The sequence below is a fragment of the Streptomyces sparsus genome, assembly GCF_054776295.1.
In genome coordinates this window covers 1-653 of the sequence record NZ_BAAHCA010001600.1, presented here as the reverse complement: position 1 = coordinate 653, position 653 = coordinate 1, and the positions used below count along the sequence as shown (strand labels likewise).

At 77.0% G+C, this 653-nt stretch carries 1 protein-coding gene; it reads right to left on the bottom strand.

Going from position 1 to position 653, the window contains the following annotated elements; genetic code table 11:
• Window positions 1-565, bottom strand: a 565-nt coding sequence (locus ACYVE9_RS29840; RefSeq protein WP_461030986.1) for a DUF4184 family protein, incomplete at its 3' end; no start/stop codon positions are given.
• Window positions 566-653 lie beyond the last annotated feature (88 nt).

Below are 653 nucleotides of genomic sequence, written 5' to 3'. Positions count from 1 at the left end.
AGCCGGGCGGCAGCGTACGCAGCGCCCGGGCCAGCCAGCCGGCCAGCAGGAGCAGGGCGACGGCGGAACTGCCGTACTGGAGGTGGGAGTACAGCGGCCATCCGGCGACGACGTGGTCCAGCACCGGCACGGCGCGTACGCCCCAGCGGCCCGGGTGCGTGAACGCGTCCCAGACGACGTGCGTCATCGCGCCCAGGGCAGCCGAGACGGCGAACCAGCCGGCGAGCGGCAGCACCGCCCGGCCCCGCCAGCGCCCCCAGCCCGCCAGGCGGCCGACCCGGCCCTGCACGCCGCCCGGCAGCAGTGCCACCAGGGTGCCGCGGACCAGCAGCCAGCAGACCACCAGCAGACCGGCCACCACCACGTCCAGGGTCAGCACGCCCACCGCGGAATGGGTGACCTCGCCCAGCCGCATCACCCCGGGAGCCACGCTGTCGGCGAAGTACACGGTGTCCGGCGCCATCGTGCCGGCGACCAGCGCGGAGGGCACCAGCGGCCCGCGTCCGCCACCGTCCCGCCGGATACCGGGCAGGGCGGCCACCGCGTGGCTGAGAGTGAAGGGCATGCGGACATTCTCGCCGAAGCCCGCGGCCTCCGGCCCACCGGCCGGCCCGCTGTGGACGGGTCGCGGGACGGGCCGGGGGGACGGGCCG